16 protein-coding genes and 2 tRNA genes are annotated in these 22099 nt (G+C 34.1%); 6 read left to right on the forward strand and 12 right to left on the reverse strand.

The window, feature by feature from the left end; genetic code table 11:
• Nucleotides 1–1453, forward strand: a 1453-nt coding sequence (locus tag JCM15579_RS18540; protein ID WP_054722572.1) for a SusD/RagB family nutrient-binding outer membrane lipoprotein, incomplete at its 5' end; no start/stop codon positions are given.
• A 698-nt stretch (nt 1454–2151) separates the two neighbouring features.
• Here the strand turns inward: JCM15579_RS18540 and JCM15579_RS18545 are convergent.
• From JCM15579_RS18545 to JCM15579_RS18560, 4 genes are all read right to left on the reverse strand, one after another.
• Nucleotides 2152–2871 (reverse strand): hypothetical protein, encoded by a 720-nt coding sequence (locus tag JCM15579_RS18545; RefSeq protein ID WP_054722574.1) that lies wholly within the window; start codon nt 2869–2871, stop codon nt 2152–2154.
• An 84-nt stretch (nt 2872–2955) separates the two neighbouring features.
• Nucleotides 2956–5346: a TonB-dependent receptor gene (locus JCM15579_RS18550; protein ID WP_054722576.1), complete on the reverse strand. Its 2391-nt coding sequence runs from the start codon at nt 5344–5346 to the stop codon at nt 2956–2958.
• 108 nt (nt 5347–5454) lie between these two features.
• Nucleotides 5455–7107, reverse strand: coding sequence for a DUF8614 domain-containing protein (locus JCM15579_RS18555; protein WP_054722578.1), 1653 nt, complete (start codon nt 7105–7107; stop codon nt 5455–5457).
• A 446-nt stretch (nt 7108–7553) separates the two neighbouring features.
• Entirely contained in the window at nt 7554–9698 is a 2145-nt protein-coding gene (locus JCM15579_RS18560) for an HD family phosphohydrolase (protein ID WP_054722580.1), read from the reverse strand.
• Between the two features lie 178 nt (nt 9699–9876).
• On the opposite strand from JCM15579_RS18560, the gene JCM15579_RS18565 reads away from it, so the two are divergent.
• Together JCM15579_RS18565 and JCM15579_RS18570 are read left to right on the forward strand one after the other, a co-directional pair.
• Complete coding sequence (locus JCM15579_RS18565) at nt 9877–10671, forward strand: C40 family peptidase (RefSeq protein WP_054722582.1); 795 nt, start codon at nt 9877–9879, stop codon at nt 10669–10671.
• Between the two features lie 48 nt (nt 10672–10719).
• The gene (locus JCM15579_RS18570; RefSeq protein ID WP_083464766.1) at nt 10720–11157 is read left to right on the forward strand and encodes an NUDIX domain-containing protein; all 438 of its coding nucleotides are present in this window, start codon (nt 10720–10722) and stop codon (nt 11155–11157) included.
• Here the strand turns inward: JCM15579_RS18570 and JCM15579_RS18575 are convergent.
• The 8 genes from JCM15579_RS18575 to thrS form a co-directional block, all read right to left on the reverse strand.
• Nucleotides 11149–11790: a WbqC family protein gene (locus JCM15579_RS18575; protein WP_054722586.1), complete on the reverse strand. Its 642-nt coding sequence runs from the start codon at nt 11788–11790 to the stop codon at nt 11149–11151. The two genes, JCM15579_RS18570 and JCM15579_RS18575, sit on opposite strands and share 9 nt — an antisense overlap.
• A gap of 200 nt (nt 11791–11990) precedes the next feature.
• Nucleotides 11991–13379 (reverse strand): signal peptidase I, encoded by a 1389-nt coding sequence (gene lepB, locus JCM15579_RS18580; protein WP_054722589.1) that lies wholly within the window; start codon nt 13377–13379, stop codon nt 11991–11993.
• A 101-nt stretch (nt 13380–13480) separates the two neighbouring features.
• Nucleotides 13481–14872: a signal peptidase I gene (gene lepB / locus JCM15579_RS18585; protein WP_054722591.1), complete on the reverse strand. Its 1392-nt coding sequence runs from the start codon at nt 14870–14872 to the stop codon at nt 13481–13483.
• A gap of 32 nt (nt 14873–14904) precedes the next feature.
• Entirely contained in the window at nt 14905–15618 is a 714-nt protein-coding gene (gene dapB / locus JCM15579_RS18590) for a 4-hydroxy-tetrahydrodipicolinate reductase (protein WP_054722593.1), read from the reverse strand.
• Nucleotides 15619–15840: 222 nt separating this feature from the next.
• Complete coding sequence (gene rplT / locus JCM15579_RS18595; protein WP_054722594.1) at nt 15841–16194, reverse strand: 50S ribosomal protein L20; 354 nt, start codon at nt 16192–16194, stop codon at nt 15841–15843.
• A gap of 90 nt (nt 16195–16284) precedes the next feature.
• Entirely contained in the window at nt 16285–16482 is a 198-nt protein-coding gene (gene rpmI, locus JCM15579_RS18600) for a 50S ribosomal protein L35 (protein ID WP_054722596.1), read from the reverse strand.
• 37 nt (nt 16483–16519) lie between these two features.
• Nucleotides 16520–17074 carry a translation initiation factor IF-3 gene (gene infC, locus JCM15579_RS18605; RefSeq protein ID WP_083464767.1) on the reverse strand — a complete coding sequence of 185 codons (555 nt, stop codon included), beginning with the start codon at nt 17072–17074 and terminating at the stop codon, nt 16520–16522.
• Nucleotides 17075–17095: 21 nt separating this feature from the next.
• Nucleotides 17096–19048, reverse strand: coding sequence for a threonine--tRNA ligase (gene thrS, locus JCM15579_RS18610; RefSeq protein ID WP_054722600.1), 1953 nt, complete (start codon nt 19046–19048; stop codon nt 17096–17098).
• 360 nt (nt 19049–19408) lie between these two features.
• Between thrS and JCM15579_RS18615 the strand changes: the two genes are divergently transcribed.
• The 3 genes from JCM15579_RS18615 (at nt 19409) to JCM15579_RS18625 (ending at nt 22005) form a co-directional block, all read left to right on the forward strand.
• The gene (locus JCM15579_RS18615) at nt 19409–21622 is read left to right on the forward strand and encodes a S9 family peptidase (RefSeq protein WP_054722602.1); all 2214 of its coding nucleotides are present in this window, start codon (nt 19409–19411) and stop codon (nt 21620–21622) included.
• A gap of 195 nt (nt 21623–21817) precedes the next feature.
• A tRNA-Gly gene (locus tag JCM15579_RS18620) sits at nt 21818–21890 on the forward strand.
• Nucleotides 21891–21932: 42 nt separating this feature from the next.
• Nucleotides 21933–22005: transfer RNA gene (locus tag JCM15579_RS18625), tRNA-Gly, on the forward strand.
• Nucleotides 22006–22099 lie beyond the last annotated feature (94 nt).

Genomic DNA, 22099 nt, shown 5'->3' on the forward strand with positions numbered 1-22099 from the left:
ACTTGCTGTGATATCGGCATGTTCAGGATTCGATGATGATTTGGAAGAGAGAAATACAGATACAAAAAATGCATCGGAAGTTCCTCCAGGACCATTGTTTACAAATGCTGTTCTTGATTATTATTATTTAATGTTGAATACTAATGTTAATAGTAATGTATTCAGACTTTATTCTCAATATTGGGCTCAAACTACCTATCCTGATGAAAGTCAATATAATCAGACCACAAGAAATATTGGTAGAAATATGTGGCGAACATTGTACCGCGATGTTTTGAAAGATTTAGATGGGGCTAAAGTTTCTATTAATAATGCTGTTTTACCAGGCGTTAATCCAGTAAGTGAAGAAGCTATTCGTGATAATAAGCTTGCTTGTATTAAAATAATAGAGGTCCTTGCATATTCTAATTTAGTAGACTTGTTTGGAGATGTTCCATATACAGATGCATTAGATATTGAAAATCCAGAACCTTCTTATGATGATGCTGCAACTGTATATTCAAATATTTTGACAGAATTGGATAATGCAATTGATATGATCAGTACTGGTTATGGAGGGTTAGATGCAAATGATCCAATTTATGGAGGAAATATGTCAAATTGGTTGAAATATGCAAATTCTTTAAAATTAAGACTTGCATTAAGATTGGCAGATGTAAATCCATCAGTTGCACAGGCGACTGCTGAAGAAGCAATTAGTAATACTCTAATTAGTAGTAATGCAGATAATTTTAAAATAGATTATATGCCATTATCACCAAATACTAATCCTTTATGGGTAGATTTGGTACAAAGTGGTAGAAAAGATTTCGTTGCTGCAAATCATTTAGTGGATTACATGAATGCTCAAAATGATCCAAGACGTTCTGTTTATTTTACGTTATATGACGGATCTTATAAAGGTGGAATTTACGGAACTGCAAATTCTTATTCTAAGAATTCACATATTGGAGATTTATTTCATGACCCAGAATTGGAAGGTGTTTTGATGTCTTATGCAGAGGTTGAATTTTTACTTGCAGAGGCAGCTGAGAGAGGTTACACTGTTACTGGTACTGCAGAAGATCATTATAATGCAGCTGTATTAGCATCTATGGCAGAATGGGGTGTTGATGGTACAGAAGCATCTACTTTTTTGGCACAACCTGAGGTAGCTTATACAACTGCAACTGGAGATTGGAAGGTTAAGATAGGATCTCAAAAATGGATATCATTATTTAATAATGGTTTTGAGGGATGGACAACTTATCGTTTATTGGATTTCGGAATTCTAAAAGGATTTCCAATTTTTGATGATGATGATAATCTTATTGGTTATGAAGATCCAGAAGTTCCTGTTAGATTTTTATATCCTATTGAAGAGGCAACACTTAATGGAACAGAATATGATGCGGCAGCTGCTGCTATCGGTGGAGATGAAATGGACACAAAATTATTTTGGGACATTAATTAATATTTAAATAGAATTAATTCGAAGGGGCTATCTCAATTGAGATAGCCCCTTTTTCTCTGATAAAAATATTGTTTTAAGAGTATTAGTAGTAAAGTCAGTTTAATTCATAGGATCGAAATAGATACTTTTTGTTTCAACAATTTAATATCGTATGATAGGATTATTTGCTGCGTGCATTAAATAGTGCTATTGATAGTGTATAGATTGATTTGATAATTGCAAAATGAGGAAGAAAATTATTTTATACGCATATCAGCATAAACTATATTCTTTCTGAAAAAGGTGTAAAGTATTGTATAAAGGATTTTTTCATGAAGATAGCAGAGGAGTGAAAAATAAAGCACAATATCACTTCCGATTTTATGTGAGCTGATACAATAGAGTTTAAAAGAGTGGCTCAATTGTGTTACAGTTGGTAGAATGTAGAAGGATAGATGTTAATTTCAACATGTTCCCATTCATTTATGGCATGACATATTGATAATATTGAACGTTGAAAGGAGTAATTGAATGTGCTGAGCGAATATGTAGAATATGTTGCAAAGGAAACAAGTTGAATGTAAACTTTATTCGATTTTTATAAATCAAAATGATTAGAGGAAATTGTATTACAAGATAAATCCTGCAATTAAATATTATACCATATTTAATTGCAGGATTTATTTTTAAAAAATAAAAGCTCCAATGAATGCAGAGTTCTATATTTTAAGATTGTTGCAATAATCAAGGATTTTAATAAGATCTGATTGATTATTAGTTTTTAGATGGTTGCTTTTTATAAATTCCGATACCTTATTTCTATTTAATGGGAATAAATTAAGTAAATCCTTTTTATTATTTATTCTTGTAAGTTTATCGTCACTGTCTTTAATGTATAATTGAATTGATGTTTTTTGAAAAGTTGGAAGTGTTCTAGTTTGGTAACCCTTAGCAGGTCTACCGCTTTTTAGAACTACCTTTTCTTTTGAATACAAACTGAAATTACCTTTAAATAATTGCAAGAAAAAACCAGTTGTCAATTCGTTGCTATCTTGGTAGGTAAATCGTTCGTAGATTTTTCCGTCAAACATTATTTGTAATAAAGGAAATTGATGAGATATTTCAAAAGCCGTATTGTTTTTTTGAAACTCCATAATATCCTTATAGTTATTATATCTAAGAAGAAGCCCTGAATAAAGCAAACTATCTTTTGTTACCAAAGAGCCTTTGCTAAATCTATCATTGACATAAGGACTTCCATTAAACTGAGTTGAAGTATTTTCTTCTGCTATTTTTACCTTGATAACGTCATTATAAAAATTCATTAATGAAGTTGAATACAAGTTTAAATTCGAATTCAATTTTTGAGGTTGCTTTTGTGCGTTACCGATTAAAGTATAAAACGATAATATGCTTATAAAAAAAACGAACTTATACATTACTATATCTATTTTAGGGAGTTAACTTGTAGCCAATTTAATCAAAATTAACCAGAATAGCATTATTTATTTTTGATTTTATAGCTAAATGCTGTAAACTACTCCCACAACATAATTCCTTCCAACACCGGCTATTCCTGAAGAGTATGGACGATATCGTTTGTCAAATAAATTCTCAATTGAAAAGTTGAGATTTATAGATTTGCTGAGTTGAAAATTGTTATTCCAATTTACAATTAACCACTCAGGAGAATAAGGATTGCCATTCTTATCCGAAGCATACAGATATGGTTTGTCTTTTTCGACCTCTGCAAGGTCTTTGTAGGCTATTTTTGCGTTGTACTCTAATGCGATATTGGAAAACAATTTATTCGACTTATAATCCAGTTTAAATGAACTAAACACTGGAGCAACATGTCTTACCGGACTGCCGTCTTTGTATTCTCCATTATTGTAGTTCATATTTGCTGTTGCTGAAAAGTTTTGATTGATTTTTGCAATGCATTGAAAGTTTATACCCCATACTTTAGCATTATCAGCATTAACTATCGCCTGGACTTCACTTTCCACGCCGTCGTAAATTATTGTATTTCCACCATCAAAACTATAGTCGCTTCTAATCATCGCATCATCAAGAAAAGAATAAAAGGCGTTGATATCGATAAAAAATTTCTGATTAAAATTTTTACTGACATTAAAGTCTACATTATAAATGTATTCTGGTTTTAAGTCCTTATTAGGAACTACAACTTTTCCAGGCTCAGAATCAAAAACTTTACCTATGTCATCAATGTTAGGAGCTCGAAAACCAGAGCTAGCATTTAATTTAAAATCCCAGCCTAAATCGGAATTATATGTAACCCCTATGCCACCATTAAGAGCACCTGTAGATAAATCAAGTTTGGTAAAAGGGAAGTTATAGTAAGTATTATCTAGTTCAGAATTGATCCAGATGTGAGAGTACCTAATTCCCGTATTTAAAGTCCAATTTGAATTTAATTTTCGTTTGATATTGCTGTAAACAGCCAGGCTTGAATATTTTGATTTATCAGGATAACGACTTGCAATTTCTTCGAAGTCATTGGTTTCAATATTGGTGCTATGTCCTTTTGATCTTAAACGATTGTAGGTCATTTCTGCTCCCCAAAACAAATGAGTTGATTTGGATAGTTTTTTTTCAGCATCGGCATTTAGAATGTAAATATTTAATTTTTCAGAACGACTACGTTTTGAGGCAGATGAGAATTTTCTATCATATCTACTTTCTTTATAATTCTGAAATGCGGTAGTTAATTTGAATGAATCATATAAAAGATTGGCTTTTTTTAATGCGAGTTGAAAGTTGTGCATTTGTAATTTTTGCGGTCCATAATACCATTCTGCATACTTTAAATAATCTCCTTTGTATTGAATTAATCTATCGTAACGAGGAATATCGGAACTCGTTGTATAGTGAAAACCATAAAGTAAATCAGTGTTTTCAGAAGCTTTGTACCTGATCTTTTGAACAAGGTTGAATTGGTTGTACCCAGACTGTTTTTGGGTTTTAGGATCAGAGTTTGAGATTATTTTATCTGTTCCATTTTCTCGAATAACATATTCATTCCTTAAATACTCATCAGGACCATGACTACCCATTTTTTGATCATCAAAATCACTGTAAGTAACACTTCCTGCAAAACTTAAACTTTCTTTCCCAACATTATACGATACGTGGTTCATTACTTCATTATTAGCAGATGAATAACGGTTTTTGTATCTGAATTTGGTATTGGTTTTTCCCGAGGTAGAGTAGAGTGGCTTTATGCTATGAAAATCCATAACACCTCCAATTGCATCACTACCATAAATAATTGATCCGGGCCCTAAAATAATTTCCGCCGATTCCAGGCTGTTGGCATCAATGCTAATAACATTTTGCAGATTCCCATTTCTGTATATGGCGTTGTTCAAACGAACTCCATCCAGAACAAGTAGAACCCGGTTTGCGGCAAAACCTCTAATCATTGGGCTCCCGCCACCCAACTGACTTTTTTGAATATAAACCTGGTTACATGATTTTAAAAGGTCAGCTGTTGTTTGGGAGTTTACTCTAGCGATTTCATTTTTATCTATTCTATGAACTTTTAAAGGAACTTCCTTAATATTTTGTTCCCATTTATTTGCAGAAACTACGACCTCTTGTATGGGGAAAATATTTGAAAGAAGTCGAACTGTGAAATTTCTAAGTTTAATTTCATCAAAATCCAATTCCAAGTTTTGAAATGAAGGATGTTGAAAATAAATGTGCCCTTTTTCTTTAAATTCTGATAAATCGGCAATTCCGAATTTATTGGTTAGAGTGGAATTGTATTTGTCAAATATGTATACATTCTCAATTGGCTTATTGGTTTCTTTATCAACAACTTTTACTTGCTGAGAAAAACAGTAACTTGCAATTAATACGAATAAGAAAGAGCTTAATAGACGAAACATATATTCTAAATTTTAGAGAAAACTCAAATATATGATTAATATTTTATTTGAGGTATAAAAAAAGGCACCTCTTGGATGCCCTTTAAAAATTACCCGTTTAAAGTAAAATTACTTTTCAGCGATTATTACCTTTTCTCCTTGATCATAAGTTAGATCTTTAGGGATTTTTGCATGTTGAATTCGATATAAATCCTGCAACAACTCATTTCTTATATATCCCTTATCCTTTATCAGCTTATCTGCAGCTGCGTAGTCACCATTCCCTTGAATTTCAAGTACCATTTTGGCCAATGATTCAATTGCTTTCTCCATTTTGTAATCATTGATTTTATAGGTTCCTGTATTTTGATTGTATTTAAAGGCTTCATGTTCCTCAAAGTAATAGAAGCGGATCATATTTGCAACCCCTTGAGCGTCGGTTACGCCAAATCGAATAGATCTAAAAACGTCGGCCATATAGGTTACATAGTTGTCAAGCATATCTATTTCTTCTATTTGTCGCATATCGTGAACTTGGTTTAAAAGATACATTCTTAGCACATCGTTTTTTAGCTCATTAATAACGTTGTAATGCTCTTTTAAGGCATCTTTTACATTTCCATTTCCATTAACTGTGTTCGAGATATCAATACCACTGGTAAGTTCAAAGAAAATGGTATTCAAGAAAAACGATTCGAAATTTATATGTTTACGTTGTTTTTCATCAATGACCAATTCGCTAATTGGATTTAATATTTTATCGAATTTGGCGTGCATTACATTTTTAAAGTACACTCGTTTGGCTTCAGACGTATTTTGAAGACCTACGGGAAGATTTAAGCCAATTAGTTTATTTCCAGCGTTGCAGTAGCCAGAATTGTACAGTACATTATAGATTGACAGATTAGCCTTACTGCTTACAGATTCGGCTTTAAGCTTTTCATCAACTGGTAAGTTCTGTTGTAAAAAAGGTAGTAAGGAAGCATATTTAGACACATTTTTGGTGCATTCGTTATCTCTTAAAAGAATAAAGGCACCATAGGAGTATTTTGTCCAGATTAAGTGATCTTCTGTATTTACAATCGGACCTGCAATAAAATCTAGTTGGTTATTGCTAAGCTCTAACCAAAGCTTGTCACTTTCTGTAAAGTTATCTGAAGTAAGATCTTTAGCTCTTTGCAGTAAATATTCTTTGAAATCTTCTGTTTCAGCCAAATTTGCTGCTTCTTTCAAATGATCTGCAGCCAATTGTAATTGCTTTTTATAGGAAGCTTTAAAAGGAACCACTTTTAACTTTCCACTTTCATCTCTTGTCAGCGTCGTAAATGCACTGTATTTTTCATCATTATTCAATTGAAAGAACTCTTCCTGATTAATATCGGCAGGGAAAAAGCCAATTCCTAATGGTCTGGGAGGAAAGTCTTCAGTGAATGGTTTAAATCCATCTAATCTATCCCAAGGGCCATAATTTATTTTGGCATACTGTTTCATATCAGGATCCTGAATGCCATTTAATAGAGCATCTTTATCTCCATAGGACTGCATCCAATACATATCATCAATAGCTTCGGCAGACTTTATTAAATGGGAGAACAATTTTATTTGCTGGGAAGAGAGGGAGCTTAGATCTGCAGATAGCTTAACTTCTGCATAGTTGGCTAATTTTCTTTGTATCACTGTGTCGCCTGTCTTCTTTTCTTCTACTTTTTTTTCAGGTTGACAAGACACTGCAAATGCAATCGATACAATCAGACCGAGTAAAAATATGCTATTTCGTATCATAATAGTAGGGTTTTGGGTGAAGATTTAGTAAACAGATGGTTTTACATCAAATAAATATCACATTAAAAACTAATATGTTTTGTGTGAAGTTGGTCACATTCTATAAGTTACAAAAAATAGGAGAGGGAAAAAAATTGAGTTTTCTCAAAATGCTGATGACAAATATGATTGATTAGAAAGAAGAAAGGGGGAATAACAAATACAGGTATTGATGTTTTTAGAATGTGTTCTTACAGTTGTATTCAACAGTTAGTTTTTACTGGTTCAAAGTTCAAGGCAATCACAAGCGTACTTTGCTCTTTTATTTTTAACAGGTATTAAACTTACTTTTAATAAGTATCAAAAATAATTTTAATACCTGTTATAATCCGTATATGTAATTTCGCATAAAAAGAAACCAGCTTGAGTAGTAGGTTCTGCTTAAGCTGATTTCAATTTCAAGTTAATTAGTCTTTGTTTTTTATTTCTTTGGGATATTCAATTCTTGCATGATACACATTAATCAAGTTATTTGTAAAAATCTCTTTGATTTCATTGATATTCTTGAAGGTGATATCTGAGTTGGCAAAGCGATTTTCTTTTACCTGCTTGTCAATGATTTTATCGATTAACTCACGAATGGTTTCAGGAGTTTTTTCTTTCAAACTTCTCGAAGCAGCTTCAATACCATCGGCCATCATTAAAACAGCGGTTTCTTTGGTAAAAGGATCTGGACCTGGATACTGGAACTTCTCTTCATCAATTTCCTTGTCAGGGTATTTGTTTTTAAAGGATGTATAGAAGTACATTACTTTACCGGCACCATGGTGAGTTTCAATAAAGTCAATAATTTGTTGTGGTAACTTGTGTTTTTTTGCAATTTTCACTCCAAATTTTACATGATCGGTAATGATTTGCGCACTCTTATCAAATTCAAGATCATCATGAGGATTTTTGTTAGACATCTGATTTTCGATAAAATAAATTGGATGCTTCATTTTACCAATATCGTGATAAAGTGCACCAGTTCTTACTAATAGAGGATTACCTCCGATTTTATTAATTGCAGCTTCGGCAAGATTGGCAACCTGCAAGCAGTGTTGGAATGTTCCCGGCGATTGTTGAATTAGCTGTCGTAATAGTGGATGGTTTTGATTCGATAACTCTATTAGTGTAACATCAGAAAGGAATCCAAATAACTTCTCAAAAATGTAAATTAAAGAATAGGAGAAAGTAAGTAGTAGTCCATTAAAAGCAAACCACACAAAGTTGAACCATTCTATCTCTTCAATGCTGCCTTCCTGAGTAATCGAGAACGCAAAATAAATAACACTGTAGGTACAGAATGTAATAATGGCAGTTAGTACAAGCTGACCCCGTCTCTCAAGTCTAGGCAGACTATAAATGGCCATGATACCTGCTGCCAATTGAAGAAATACAAATTCGAAACCGTTAGGAGCAAGGAATCCGGTAATTAATACCGTAACGATAAAAACAAACAATGCTGTTCGGCTATCCATTAATGTTCGTACCACAATAGTAATTAGTGCAAACGGGATGATGTAAATGTTAACATCAACGCCTTGATTTTGGAGTTTTAATACCAAAGTGGTGAGCGCAACAAATAACAAAACCAACAGAAATATGAAAAGGAGTTTTTTGTTGTCGTGTAAGATTTTCTTTCTAAAGTTTCGTAGATATAAAAACAAAAGAATTACACAGGAAATGATTAATAGAGCTTGCCCTCCAATGATTAGGTAATGATTTTGCGATGCTCCTAAAAAGCTTTCATATTCTTTTTTTAGCGATTCTAAAATGAGAAAAGTATCGTCATTAATTACATCTCCTCTTAACACAATACGAGTTCCAAAATCGACTTTACCTTTGGTAAGTGATATATTAGAAAGCATACTATTTTTAACCTGATCAGACATGGTTTTGTCATAAAACAGATTTTGAGTCAGGTAAGAATCAAGATTTAGATTCTGAAGAAAACTTTGAAAAATGGGATTGTTGTAATCTGATTTTAAATTTGAACTAATGTTTTCATAGGCAGTTCTTGCCGAGTATATTTTATCGGTAAGAACTTTCTCATTAATGTTATTTATTGATTTGTTAATTGTTTCGGTCAGATTGAAGTTGTATTGTTGCTTCTCATTTTGAAAATCAGCAATTCCGATATTGTAATAATTCTTAAGGTTTGTTTTAAGGTAATTGTAGCATAGTAATTTTTCGGAATCTGATCTCTTTTGTGAAAAGTTTAGCTTTTTATAGGCTGAAGATTTCTCAAATTTGCTCCATTTTGTCTCAAAATTCTTTTCAAACTTTTCGATTACCGAAGGGTAAACAGAAGTATCGACTTTAAAATAGGGGCTGAATTGATTCAAAATACTATCGCGATCCTGATTCAATTCTTTTTCTGTTTTTAGTATGGAAAAATCAAAGGGAGCGATAAGGGTTTCGTGCATCCAAGGCTTACCTTTCTGGTATTCATACTTAAAGTTCCCCGTATTCGGGAATAGAAGCATGATCAGTACAATTGTAATTGTAGTAATGGTAAAGCGATAAATGTTACTTAAGTTTTGTCGAATTAACCTAAAGTATTTATTCATTCTATTCTGATTAGGAGTGTTGAAATTCTTTTTATAAAATTAGTTGAATATTTTTTGGTAAAAAATATTTATTCCTTTCTTTTACCTGCGATATACACAGCAAATATATCAATGCAAATGTAAAAACATAATTATATTTTTTATATTTGATTGATAACAATCATTAAGCAACCAATAAATGAATTACGGAATTTCCGATTTAAGTATCATCCCAGTACGCAGCGAACCTGCCGAAAAAAGCGAAATGGTAACCCAAATTTTATTTGGAGAACATTTTGAAATTATTGAGGATGTTGAAAACTGGAGTAAGGTACGATTAGCCTATGATAATTACGAGGGTTGGGTTGATACTAAAATGATAAGTGTTATCGATGAAGAGTTCTATAATTTGCTGGCTACCCAATTATCAGCAGTAGCTAATGATACTTTTAATCTTGTTTTTCAGGAGAAAGATTATTCCAACAAATTGATTGTTCCAGGAAGTTCATTCCCGTTTTGTAATCGAGAAGAGAAATCTTTTAAAATAGGAGAGAAAAAGTACTTTTATCAAGGAAAAGTTACCGAAAATGGTGATGAAACAAATGTCCGTGATTCCATAATTGAAGCCGCATTAAAATATTTTAATTCACCTTACCTTTGGGGAGGGAGAACGCCATATGGGATTGATTGTTCAGGCTTAACTCAAATTGTTTACAAACTAAATGGTATAAGTTTACCTCGAGATGCCAGTCAGCAAGTTTTGGTTGGCGAACCTTTAACTTTTGTTGAAGAGGCATTGCCAGGAGATTTGGCCTTCTTTGACAATGCGGAAGGTAAAATTACACATGTTGGTATCATTTGGGATAGACACAAAATTATACATGCTTCCGGTAAGGTGAGAATTGATAATGTTGATCATCAAGGAATTTTTAATGTTGATACCAAACGCTACACGCATAAATTGAGAGTGATTAAAAGAATCATTAAACAGTAATCAGCAAATTGAAGTCTATAATGACTTCAATATTCAATAAGCTAAATCATGTATACATACGAATATCCACGCCCGGCATTAACCGTTGATTGTGCCATTTTTTGCAAATGTAAAAGCAATAACTATGTGCTGTTAATTGAAAGAGCCAATGATCCTTTCAAAAACAAGTGGGCTTTTCCAGGTGGGTTTGTGGATATGGATGAAGATTTGGATACTGCAGCTTATCGCGAGTTAAAGGAAGAGACAGGGTTTGAAGGGGTTTCAATAAAGCAGTTCAAAACATATGGAGCTGTAGATCGTGATCCAAGAGGACGTACGGTTTCTGTTGTTTATTTGGCTCAAATGGAGACAGAAGATTTACCGCAAGTTAAAGGCGATGATGATGCATTAAAAGCTCAATGGCTTGATGTAAGAAATTTACCAGCCTTGGCTTTTGATCATGATGAAATTATGCATGATCTGAAAGATTACCTTAAACTATTTTAGGCAAGATTCCAGATAGTAAGAGCTATCAGGACCCAAATTAAATATCAAATCCAAAATGCTAAGGTTGGGAATGAAACCATGTTTGTCACCAAAAACTTGAGTGTAAAATTGTGGGGCAAACTCAGTATCATTTATTTCTCTTGATGGTTTTGGATGAATAACATTTCTAAAATCAGTAATATCATGAGCATCTAAAGGAATAAAATCTTCGGTTAAGGAATGCTTGTTTTCTATTTCCAGAATTTCACTAATCTCGGTTTGAATTTCAAGATTAAAATCTAAAAGAAAATCCCATTTTTGATTAAAAAATCGCTCTAAATCATCGATGTAATATTCGTAAAAAGGTGATGATTTGTATGCAGATTCGATTCCTTTCCAATGTAGTTTTTGCCAGTTGGTATCGTAAGAGATTTTCACATCCTTGGTTAATACCTTTTTATTGGTAGCCTTTACCACGGGAACAGAAATTGCCAAAGCTCCGTTTGCACCATAAATGTTACACCTGTTGCGGTAGGATTGCTTTGAATAGTTTTCCCATTGTTCAATTATTACATTGGGATACTGAATCAGTTTGCAATAATACTGAATTGGTGCAAAATAGGCTGTTGATAGAAGAGCTGTAGTATTTTCCATTTTATACCTTTTTAGATGTTAATTTATACATTGGTATAATGCCGATAGATTGCTATCACTCAGTTATGAGTATAGCGAAATAAATGAGTAGTTTAGCAACAAATCGGTATTAATTCTGTTTGGACTGCGAAACTATAAAAAATATAGATAAAAGAAAAAGGCATCTATAAAGATGCCTTTTGGGTATAATGATTACTCTTTTAGTGAATCCATTTGAAAATTCTATCCCATCTGATTTTTCCAAAGCCACTTTGATCCTTATCAAGCGATAGCCAGATGAATGAAGCTTTACCTACCACATGGTCTTCCGGAACGTATCCCCAATAGCGTGAATCGGCTGAACGGTGGCGATTGTCACCCATCATCCAGTAGTAATCCATTTCAAAAGTGTACTTATCTGCTTGTTTCCCATTGATGTAAATAGTAGAATCTTTTACTACCAAATCATTTCCTTCGTACGCATGAATGGCTCTTTCGTACAATGGAAGAGTTTTAAGGTTTAATGCTACGGTTTGACCTTTTTGTGGGATAACAAGAGGCCCAAAATTATCTCTATTCCAGTTGTAATGTTCGCTAAATGGGAAAACATCTTCTTCTGTGCCAACTCCATGAACCATTTTAACCATCGATGAGATATTACTAAGTTTAGCTAGCTTATCCGCTTTTTCTTTTGATAGGGGAATGTGATACACAGAACCGCTATGACTAATTTCATCTTTGGATATGTTCATTTCCTCTAACTTTCGAGGATTGATCATAGTTCCATTTGTACGGATTTCGTAATTGTATTGCACTTCTCCAACTTTATCTTGTGCTTTCCCATTAATGTAAAGTTGACCATCTATACTGGAAATGGTATCACCAGGCATGGCAACACATCTTTTGATATAGTTTTCACGCTTATCAACCGGACGTGTATCAATTTCCATGTTTTGGGCGAAATATTTACGTGCGACTTTCATATAGGTTTGATCCGATTGAAGTGCACGACCTCGTCTCATGTCATTTTCTTTTAAAGTAGTAGTAGCCGCCCTTAATTGAGAATAGTAATCGGGGTTTTCAGCTCCTACAACAATGGTATCGCCAGCCGGGAAATTAAATACCACAACATCGTTACGTTTTATCTCATTCAACCCTGCAAGGCGTTTGTAAGGCCAGTTTATCCATTCCAAGTAGGATTTGGTTTTGGTAGTTCCAGGCATTGTGTGATGTGCAAAAGGGAAGGATAGAGGTGTGTTAGGTACTTTAGGACCATAAGCTACCTTGCTTACAAATAAATAATCTCCAACAAGTAAGGATTTCTCCATCGAGCTGGTTGGAATTGTGTAAGCTTCAATAAAAAACATTCTAATGATTGTTGCTGCAACTACTGCAAAAATAATGGCATCAATCCATTCAACAGTTGTACTTTGTTTCTTAACTCCTTTTCTCTTCCAGAAGGCCCAGTGTACCTTTTTACTGATATAAACATCAAAAAGGATTGGTAATCCTAATAAAAGCCAATAATTGCCAATCCAAATAATCATTAGCAGAGTAATGATAAGTGCGATTGAAAATTTAAACCAATTGTTTCTTAAAAATTCCTTCATAAGGTATGTATGTTTTTTATAAGCTTAACTTTAGTTGTTGCGAATCTACAAAAATTATCATTTCCATTTAAATGATAAAGTATAGGTAACAATTCTTTGTGCTATTTTACACTCTTAAAAAATCTATCCCAGCGAATTTTATTAAAAAAGGATTTATCCTTGTCAAGAGATAACCAAGTAAATGATGCTTTGCCTACGATATGATCTTCTGGAACAAATCCCCAATAACGCGAATCTGCTGACATGTGTCGATTGTCACCCATCATCCAGTAGTAATCCATTTTAAAAGTATAAGATGTAACTGGTTTATTATTGATATGGATTTGGTCATTTATTACTTCCAGCTTGTTGCCTTCGTAGGTTCGGATAATTCTCTCATAAAGAGGTAAATTATCTGTTGTTATCTTAATAGACTCACCTTTTTTAGGCATTACAATTGGACCAAAATTATCGCGATTCCAATTGTAATTTGGGCTAAAAGGAAACACATCTTCCGTCTTACCTTTTGGTGATAATACTCTTGTTATGGATGCTACGTTATTGAATTTCTTTAGAATCTCTACTTTTGCAATGCTTAATGGAAGAATATATGTATTGGAGTTTCGTTTTTTTCTATCAGCCTTCGCGATATTTAACTCATCTAGTTTTCTAGGATTAATAGCAGTTCCATTTGTTTCAACAATATAATTGAATTGCAGTTCTCTTGGATTTTCCAATACTACTCCGTTCAAAATCAATTGTCCGTCTCTAGATGTTAGTTCATCTCCAGGTAAAGCTACACAGCGTTTGATGTAATTCTCACGTTTGTCTACAGGTCGAATCTTAATTTCAGCTTTGCTTTCAAGAAGCTGATAAGCCATCTTTTTGTAATAGCTGTTTGATTGAATCTTGTTTTGTTTTTGCTTATCCTCATTGCGAAAATGACTGCTGTGAAATCTTAACAAAGAATATATATCAGTCTGCGTATTTCCCATCCACACAGTATCACCAGCCGGAAAATTGAAAACAACTACATCATTGAGTTTCACTTCTCCAAAGCCTCCCAAGCGTTTGTATGGGTGTTTGATTAACTCTGAGTAAGAATTTGTTGATTTAGTGCCGGGGAGAGTGTGATGAGCAAAGGGGAAAGACAAAGGCGTATTCGGCATTTTTGGCCCGTATGCTACCTTACTAACAAATAAATAATCACCAACCAACATGGATTTTTCCATGGACGATGTTGGGATTGTATACGCTTCTATAAAGAACATCCTAATTATAGTAGCAGCAACAACAGCAAAAATAATGGCATCAATCCATTCAACAGCTGTACTTTGTTTCTTAATGCCCTTTTTCTTCCAGAAAGCCCAATGTACTTTTTTACTGATACATAGATCGAATAGGATTGGTAATCCTAATAAAAGCCAATAATTGCCAATCCAAATAATCATTAACAGAGTAATGATAAGAATGATTGAAAATTTAAACCATTTGTTTCGTAGTATCTTCCCCACAGTTTATTTTAAGGTATTGATTTTGTATTTTATTATAGTTGAAGCAAATCTTTCATGCCATAAAAGCCTTCTTTTTTTGGCATAAATTCAGCTGCTAATACTGCTCCCAAAGCAAATCCTTTTCTACTATAAGCCTGATGTTGAATCACAATTTCATCAACTTCAGAATGCCAGGTGATAGAATGGGTACCAGGTACTGCACCGTGGCGTTTGGCCAATATGCTAAGTTCATCTTCCTTCATGCTTGTAGCTTCAATCCACTTGTCTTTCTTTGGATGATTTTCAATAATCCCTTCAGCCAATGTCAAAGCGGTTCCACTTGGAGAATCCAATTTGTGAATATGGTGAATTTCCTCCATATCTACATTATATTCCTTAAATGGAGCCATTAGTTTGGTTAGTTTCTTATTCAATTCGAAAAATAGATTTACTCCCAAACTAAAGTTTGATGCATAAAAGAATCCTTTGCCTTCAGAACATTGCTTCTCAATTTCTGGCAATCGATCAAGCCAGCCAGTTGTTCCCGACACAACAGGAACATTTGCTTCGAAGCATTTTAAATAATTGCCAAAAGCCGAATCTGGATTCGTAAACTCAATGGCAACATCAATATTTTTTAGATGATCTGCACAAAGATCATTTGGATTGTGCTGATCAATAATTAATCCTATTTCATGGCCACGATCCAGAGCAATTTGCTCTATTTCTTTACCCATTTTTCCGTAGCCTATTAATGCAATTCTCATTTGTGGTTTATTTAGAGGGAAATTGGTTCGGTTAATAGCTTTCCCTTGTTATGATTTCAAAAATAGTAAATCCAAAGCATAATAATGTCACGCTTTGCTGCTATTGTTATGCTTTTTCGATAATGTACTTATTGAGAGCAATAAGCATTAATTATTTGAAGTTGAAACGTAAAAAAGGGATTGTGAATCACAACCCCTTTTCAAAGTAAATAATTTATAGTACTATTTAGCTGTTTGTGCTTTACCCACTACAGCTTTAAATGCTTCTGGATGATTTACAGCTAAATCTGCTAAAACCTTACGGTTAATTTCGATGTTAGCTTTGTGCATCAAACCAATCAATTGTGAATAAGAAAGACCTTCAAGTCTTGCTGCTGCGTTAATACGCTGAATCCACAATGCTCTAAAGTTTGATTTCTTTTTCTTTCTATCGCGGTAAGCATATTGCAAACCTTTTTCGAAAGTATTTTTGGCTACTGTCCAAACATTAGCTCTTGCTCCAAAGTTACCTCTGGTTTCTTTTAAAATTCTTTTTCTTCTAGCTCTTGAAGCTACAGAATTTACTGATCTTGGCATAATTCCTAATTTTTGAATGTTAGCGTTCCAATTAAGGACTCTTTGGTGCTAACCACTCGGTTAATAACTAAAAAAATCAATAACTGATTCTTACAACATGTTAAGCATTAACTTAACGTTTTTCTGGTCTGCTTTATTTACAGTACCGAAGTAGGTAAGATTTCTCTTCCTTTTAGTGCTTTTTTTAGTCAAAATGTGACTTTTAAAAGCGTGCTTTCTTTTGATTTTTCCAGATGCAGTCAAAGTAAATCTTTTCTTTGCACTGCAATTTGTTTTCATCTTAGGCATTGTACAAATTTAAAAATTAATGTATATATAAATTATTCTACTTTTTCTTTGGAGTAATGAACATTGTCATACGCTTACCTTCCAATTTAGGTAGTTGTTCAACTTTTCCTAACTCTTCAAGATCTTGAGCGAACTTTAACAATAAAATTTCACCTTTATCTTTAAATAGGATCGAACGTCCTTTAAAGAATACGTATGCTTTTACCTTTGCTCCTTCGTTAAGGAATTTCTCAGCATGTTTCAATTTAAAGTTGTAATCATGTTCGTCGGTATTTGGTCCGAAACGAATTTCTTTTACAACAACTTTAACCGCTTTAGCCTTAATTTCCTTTTGTTTCTTTTTCTGCTGATAAAGAAACTTTTTGTAATCGATGATCTTACAAACTGGTGGATCGGCTTTTGGTGAAATTTCAACTAAATCCAATTCTTGTTCATCCGCAAGTTTTAATGCTTCTGAAATTGAATAAACTCCTGGTTCTACGTTATCTCCAACAACGCGAACACTGCGGGCTCTAATTGCTTGATTAATTTTGTGTTGAGCCTCTTGAGGTTTTCTTTGACCTCTGTTGTTTCTTTGATGAAATCCAGCTATGGCTAGGTCCTCCTATTTTAGTTAGTAATTCTCGATAGAAGACAATTGTGCTTCTACTTCTTTATTAATAAATTCTGAAAATTCTGTAATAGTCATAGATCCCATGTCACCTTCTCCTTGTTTACGAACCGAAACTGTATTTTCTGCAGCTTCTTTTTCGCCAACAATAATCAGGTATGGGGTCTTTTTCAACTCGTTGTCACGGATTTTTCTTCCGATTTTCTCGTTGCGATCATCTAATACGGCGCGAATATCGGAATTATTTAACGAATTTAAAACTTTTTTTGCATAATCGTTATATTTTTCGCTAATCGGCATAATAACAGCTTGTTCAGGTGTTAACCACAATGGGAATTTCCCACCTGTATGTTCAAGCAATACAGCAACGAATCGTTCCATAGATCCAAACGGTGCACGGTGAATCATAATTGGTCTATGTTTCTGGTTATCACTACCTACATATTCCAATTCGAAACGCTCTGGCAAGTTGTAATCAACCTGAATTGTACCCAACTGCCACTTACGACCGATTGCATCTTTAATCATGAAGTCAAGCTTTGGACCATAGAATGCAGCTTCACCGTATTCCACTACAGTGTTCAATCCTTTTTCTTCAGCAGCTTCGATAATTGCTTTTTCAGCTTTATCCCAATTTTCTTCTGCGCCGATATATTTTGCTTGATTTTCTTTATCTCGAAGAGAAACCTGAGCAACATATTCGGTAAAGTTCAATGCTTTAAAGATGATGAAAATGATATCGATTACCTTTTTAAATTCATCTTTCAATTGATCTGGAGTACAGAACAAGTGAGCATCATCTTGAGTAAAACTACGAACACGAGTTAATCCGTGAAGCTCTCCACTTTGCTCATAACGATAAACGGTTCCAAATTCCGCAAAACGAACAGGAAGATCTTTATAAGAACGAGGCTTAAATTTATATGCTTCACAGTGGTGAGGGCAGTTCATTGGCTTCAACAAATACTCTTCTCCTTCTTGTGGAGTCTGAATTGCCTGGAATGAATCTTCACCATACTTGTCGTAGTGACCGGAAGTTTTGTACAAATTAATGTTACCAATATGCGGCGTGATAATTTGCTCGTATCCAAATTTCTTCTGAACTCGCTTCAAGAATGATTCTAAGCTTTCACGCAATTGAGCACCTTTTGGCAACCAAATTGGCATTCCTTGACCAACATTTTGAGAGAAAGTAAATAATTCCATTTCCTTACCCAATTTTCTGTGGTCACGCTTTTTAGCTTCTTCCATCATCACCTCATACTCGTCAAGATATTTTTTCTTAGGGAAAGTAATACCATAAACACGAGTAAGCTGAGGACGTTTTTCGTCGCCTCTCCAATAAGCACCAGCTACCGAGTTAAGTTTGATAGCCTTAATGTAGCTTGTGTTTGGCAAGTGTGGTCCTCTACACAAATCGGTAAAACCGCCTTGTTGGTAAAAGCTAATTGTACCATCTTCCAATTCGTTGATCAACTCAACTTTGTACTCTTCATTTTTTTCACCGAAAAACTTAAGAGCTTCCTCTTTTGTCACATCAGTTCTTTTATATTCGTTCTTGCTACGTGCAAGTTCAAGCATTTTCTGTTCAATCTTAGGAAGATCTTTGTCGGTAAGTACCGTTCCATTTCCTAAGTCAACATCGTAGTAAAAGCCCATTTCAATTGCAGGACCAATACCAAATTTTACTCCTGGATACAAAGCTTCTAAAGCTTCAGCCATTAAGTGAGCTGAAGAATGCCAAAAAGCATGTTTCCCTTCTTCATCATCCCAAGTGTGAAGCTTAATACTTGCATCTTCGTTAATCGCACGTGTAAGATCATACAACTGATCATTAACAGTTATCGACAAAACTTCTTTTGCCAATCGACTAGAAATGCTTTTCGCAATCTCGATACCAGAGACCCCAGCTTCAAACTCTTTTACTGTTCCATCTGGAAATGTAATTTTAATCATCCTATTGTTTTTAATTTTTATTCACACTGCTACAAACCAGCATGATATACTTAAATAGAAAATATGAATTTCGTTCTAATATTCAGTTGGTTGAGATAATAATTCAACCATTTTGAAATTCAATCCACAAAGATATAACTTTCTGTGCAAATAGAACTTTAAATTGTAAGCAATATTTAGCATTTCAATAGATTTAGCAAATTCTTAAGATGAGATATTATTTTATGCACACGATTTGGACTTGTAATGCTTATTAGTTCTGATTTATATCAGGATTAAAAATTTTTCTTTTCTGCAAAAAAGTAGAATCTTTGGACTTTGTAAATACAACCTATACAAATTGTAAATAATTCAACAAACATGAGAAAAATAAGATTGATTTTAACATCTGCTATCGTGATGTGTTTCTCACTTGTAGTTCTTGCTCAGCAAGACGTGAAGAAAATAAGCATGGAAGATTTGATGCTGAATCGCACATTTGGTCAAAAATCGGTGTATGGATTACGTTCGATGAATGATGGAGTACACTACACTACATTGGAGGGTAATGGAACTAAAATTGTGAAGTACAGTTTTGCAACGGGCAAAGTTGTCGAAACCTTATTCGATTTAAGTGAAATGAAGGATACTGAACTAAAGTATATTAGTGAGTATACATTCAGTAATGATGAGGGGAGAATTCTTTTGACGACAAACCAGGAGAGGATTTACAGAAGATCATTCACCGCTGATTATTATGTTTTTTCTTTTAAAAATAAGGAGTTGGTTCCGCTATCGAAAAATGGAAAGCAAAGATTGGCAACTTTCTCGCCAAATGGAAACAGAATTGCTTTTGTAAGAGACAACAACTTATTTATTCATAATGTTCTTTTCGGGTCGGAAATTAGAATCACCAAAGATGGTGAGTTTAATAAAATCCAGAACGGTACTCCTGATTGGGTTTACGAAGAAGAATTCGAATTCAATAAAGCATTTACATGGTCGCCTGATAGTAAATTTCTTGCATACATGAAGTTTGACGAGAGCGAAGTGAAGATGTTTAATATGAACAAGTTTGAAGGTTTGTATCCGCAAGTGAAAGAGAATGCACTATATCCTGAAAACTATACTTACAAATATCCGAAAGCAGGAGAGAAGAACTCGGAAGTAAGCGTTTGGGTTTACAACGTGGAAGATCGTATTACCAAAAAAATGGATGTAGGAGAGGAAAAGGATCAGTATATTCCAAGATTGAAGTGGACCAAAGATCCTAAAAATCTAACCATTTACCGTTTGAATCGTCATCAGAATAAATTGGAGTTTTTGCTGGCAAATGCTAAAACTGGCGAGTCGGATGTAATGTATACACAAGAAAACAAGTATTACGTTGAAGAAGGTAATTTTGATTTCCTCACTTTCCTGGATAATGGAACACAGTTCATTTATCCTGATGAGAAAGATGGTTTCAATCATTTATATTTGTTCGATATGGTAACTGGTAAAGCGGTTAATCAAATTACATCAGGCGATTGGGATATGACAGATTTTCTTGGTTTTGATGAAGCAAAGAAAGTATGTTATTATGAATCGGCTGAGGTTTCGCCAATGGACAGAAACACTTATTCTGTGAAGTTGAATGGAACTGGTAAGAAATTAATTACTTCTGCTAAAGGAACCAACAGAACGGTATTTAGTAATGGATTTAAATACTATATCAATTACTTTTCGAGTGTTACGCAGCCAAACACAGTTAGTTTATACAATTACAAAGGAAAACTAATTCGTGTTTTGGAAGATAACAAGGCTTTGGTTGAGAAGCTGAAAAACTATCAATACAATCCGAAAGAGTTCACAATGTTGCCAGCAGCTGATGGTATGACAATGCTGAATGCGTGGATGATTAAACCATTCGATTTTGATCCTTCTAAGAAATATCCGGTTTTAGTGACTCAGTATAGTGGTCCTAATTCACAAAGTGTTCAGAATAGCTGGAGTTTTGATTGGTACCAGTACTTGGCTCAGGAAGGATATATTGTGGTATGTGTTGATCCCCGTGGAACTGGTGCCAGAGGTCAGGAGTTCCGCAAATGTACATACATGCAATTGGGAAGACTTGAGTCGGATGATATGATTTCAGCAACAAGAGCTTTATCAGAGGAGTCGTTTGTTGATGAAAATAGAATTGCAATTTGGGGCTGGAGCTTTGGTGGATTCATGTCATCGCTTTGTTTGGAGAAAGCTCCTGATGTTTTTGCTGCTGCACTCGCAATTGCTCCAGTAACCAATTGGAGATACTATGATTCAGTATATACTGAACGTTTTATGAGAACTCCTCAGGAAAATCCTAAAGGTTACGATGAAAATTCGCCAATTAATCATGTAGACAAACTACAAGGAAACTTATTACTTTGCCATGGAACTGCAGATGATAATGTTCATGTACAAAATGTTTATGAGTTTGCAGAGCGATTGGTTCAAGCTGACAAACAATTCGAGATGCAAATATATACCAACAGAAACCATAGTATTTATGGAGGTAAAACCAGATTACACCTGTACAAGCGTTTCAATAAATTTTTAAAAGATAATTTATAAGCACGATTTAAGCTGATTTAAATAATAAAGGGAAAGAATTGCAAAATTTTTTCCCTTTTCTTTTGTGCAAACACTCAGAAATTTAGGGGAGCGATCGTTGTTTTTTTGAAACTTTTTTGAAAAAAACACTTGCGAAAAACTAGGGAATCTCTATATTTGCATCGCAATTGTAAGAACAACGGTTCATTACAAAATGCGAGAATAGCTCAGTTGGTAGAGCACAACCTTGCCAAGGTTGGGGTCGCGAGTTCGAGTCTCGTTTCTCGCTCAAAACGGTTTTTCTTTTCCGTTTAAATAAAAAAAAGAAATTGCGAGAATAGCTCAGTTGGTAGAGCACAACCTTGCCAAGGTTGGGGTCGCGAGTTCGAGTCTCGTTTCTCGCTCTTTTGAAGAAATTTCCTCTTTTGAGGATCTTTTTACTGTACAAACTAGCATTACTAAAGCTGCTTCATTTTATGGAGGAGCTTTTTTTATTCT

Source organism: Marinifilum fragile JCM 15579 (assembly GCF_001310955.1).
In the GTDB taxonomy this organism is placed as follows: domain Bacteria; phylum Bacteroidota; class Bacteroidia; order Bacteroidales; family Marinifilaceae; genus Marinifilum; species Marinifilum fragile.

Bases quoted from the DNA above. Each gene is read 5' to 3' on its own strand.
- JCM15579_RS18545 (WP_054722574.1), bottom strand. From the start codon at position 2,871: ATGTATAAGTTCGTTTTTTTTATAAGCATATTATCGTTTTATACTTTA.
- JCM15579_RS18550 (WP_054722576.1), bottom strand. From the start codon at position 5,346: ATGTTTCGTCTATTAAGCTCTTTCTTATTCGTATTAATTGCAAGTTAC.
- JCM15579_RS18555 (WP_054722578.1), bottom strand. From the start codon at position 7,107: ATGATACGAAATAGCATATTTTTACTCGGTCTGATTGTATCGATTGCA.
- JCM15579_RS18560 (WP_054722580.1), bottom strand. From the start codon at position 9,698: ATGAATAAATACTTTAGGTTAATTCGACAAAACTTAAGTAACATTTAT.
- JCM15579_RS18565 (WP_054722582.1), top strand. From the start codon at position 9,877: ATGAATTACGGAATTTCCGATTTAAGTATCATCCCAGTACGCAGCGAA.
- JCM15579_RS18570 (WP_083464766.1), top strand. From the start codon at position 10,720: ATGTATACATACGAATATCCACGCCCGGCATTAACCGTTGATTGTGCC.
- JCM15579_RS18575 (WP_054722586.1), bottom strand. From the start codon at position 11,790: ATGGAAAATACTACAGCTCTTCTATCAACAGCCTATTTTGCACCAATT.
- lepB (WP_054722589.1), bottom strand. From the start codon at position 13,379: ATGAAGGAATTTTTAAGAAACAATTGGTTTAAATTTTCAATCGCACTT.
- dapB (WP_054722593.1), bottom strand. From the start codon at position 15,618: ATGAGAATTGCATTAATAGGCTACGGAAAAATGGGTAAAGAAATAGAG.
- rplT (WP_054722594.1), bottom strand. From the start codon at position 16,194: ATGCCAAGATCAGTAAATTCTGTAGCTTCAAGAGCTAGAAGAAAAAGA.
- rpmI (WP_054722596.1), bottom strand. From the start codon at position 16,482: ATGCCTAAGATGAAAACAAATTGCAGTGCAAAGAAAAGATTTACTTTG.
- thrS (WP_054722600.1), bottom strand. From the start codon at position 19,048: ATGATTAAAATTACATTTCCAGATGGAACAGTAAAAGAGTTTGAAGCT.
- JCM15579_RS18615 (WP_054722602.1), top strand. From the start codon at position 19,409: ATGAGAAAAATAAGATTGATTTTAACATCTGCTATCGTGATGTGTTTC.